At 72.0% G+C, this 1,745-nt stretch carries 1 protein-coding gene; it reads left to right on the forward strand.

Going from position 1 to position 1,745, the window contains the following annotated elements; genetic code table 11:
• Window positions 1–1,409 precede the first annotated feature (1,409 nt).
• Window positions 1,410–1,745 (forward strand): hypothetical protein (locus AOK24_RS49925; protein WP_206191326.1); only part of this gene is annotated, 336 nt, incomplete at its 3' end.

Here is a 1,745-nt window from a genome sequence, read left to right on the forward strand (position 1 = left end):
TCCTCCCGGATCGCGGGCTGTTCCAGTGTGTCGGGCTGGGCCGAAGCGGTGGGGGCGCCTGATGGCTCGGGCTGAGCGGACGCCTCGGGGTGACCGGGGGTGTTGGGCTGCGCTGTGGACTGGTCGGGAGTGGATGCTTCGGCGTGTTCCGGTGTTTCGGGCTGGGCCGCAGTGCTGGGCTGGTTCGCAGCGCTGGGCTGAGCAGCAGTGCCAGGCTGGTTCACAGTGCTGGGCTGGGCCGCAGCGCTGGGCTGAGCGGCAGTACCGGGCTGGGCCGCCGTGCTGGGCTGAGCGGCAGCATCGGGCCGGGCTGTGACGCCGTGCTGGGCTGCTGCCCCGAGTTGGGCCGATGCCTCGGACTGGGCTGCTGCCTCGGACTCGGGTGCTCCTTCGGACTGGGCCGCGATCTCAGGCTGGGCCGTGATTTCGGGCTGAGCCGATGCTTCAGGGTGGCCCGCAGTGCCGGGGTGGGCGTCGGGCTGACCGGTGGTGCTGGGCTGTGCCGTGGCCTGGTCGGTGGCGGGGGTTCCCGCCGCTTGCTCGGGTGCCTCGGGCTGGTCTGAAGTTCCCGGCTGAGTGGACGCCTCGGGCTGAGCGGAGGTAGCGGGCTGCGCCGCATCTTGCTCCGGCTGGTCCGAGGTCTCCGGCTGGGCCGACGTCTGCGACTCGCCCTGCTGGACCACGACTTGGTCTGGCGTGGAAGCCTCGGCCTGTTCCGACGTTGCGGGCTGGCCCGCAGTGCCGGGCTGGGCTGCGTCGGGCTGAGCCGATGCCTCGGGTTGGCTCGAGGTGGCAGACTCCGCCGCGACCTGGTTCGCGTCCTCGGACTGACCCGACGCGCCGGACTGAGCAGACACCTCGGGCCCGCCCGACTGAACCGCACCCTCGGACTGATCCAAAGTTTCCGGCTGAGTGGACTCCTGGGCGCCACCGGGCTGAACCACACCCTCGGACTGACCCTGAGCACCCGCCTGAGCTGACGCCTCGGCCCCGCCCTGCTGCCCCGCCCCTTCGGAAGCGGCACCCTCGGGCTGAGCCGACATCTCGGAGTGGTTCGGCGTGCCCTGCTGGACCTCGCCCTGCTCGGAAGCGGAGCCCCCAGGCTGACCCGACGTCCCGGAGTCGTTCGGCGTCCCCTGTTGAGCCACGCCCTGCTCGGAACCTGAGACCTCGGCCTGACCCGACGTCCCGGACTCGTTCGGCGCCCCCTGCTGGACCTCGCCCTGCTCAGAAGCGGAGCCCCCAGGCTGACCCGACGTCCCGGAGCCGTTCAGCGTCCCCTGTTGAGCCACGCCCTGCTCGGAACCTGAGACCTCCGTCTGACCCGACGTCCCGGACTCGTTCGGCGCCCCCTGCTGAGCCGCGCTCTGATCGGAAGCTGAGACCTCGGGCTGACCCGACGTCTCAGGGTGAACCGGCGTCCCCTGCTGGGCCTCAGCCTGCTCGGAGTCAGGGACTCCGGCCTGCCCGGCCGCCACGGGCTGCACCGAATCCCCAGCCTGCGCGGCAACTTGCCCGGCATCAGAGGCACCGCCCCCTACCGACGACTCAGGGTGCCCCGGCGCGCCGGACTGAACCACGCCCTCTCCGGCGACAGAATCCCCGGCCTGCGCCGCAGCTCCCCCAGCGTCAGAAACCCCGCCCTCGGCCACCGACTCCGCGTGCCCCGGCATACCGGGCTGAACCACGCCCTCCCCGGCACCAGAATCCCCGGCCTGCCCAGAAGCACCGCCCTCCCCCAACAC

Source organism: Streptomyces niveiscabiei, assembly GCF_001419795.1.
Classification (GTDB): Bacteria; Actinomycetota; Actinomycetes; order Streptomycetales; family Streptomycetaceae; genus Streptomyces; species Streptomyces niveiscabiei.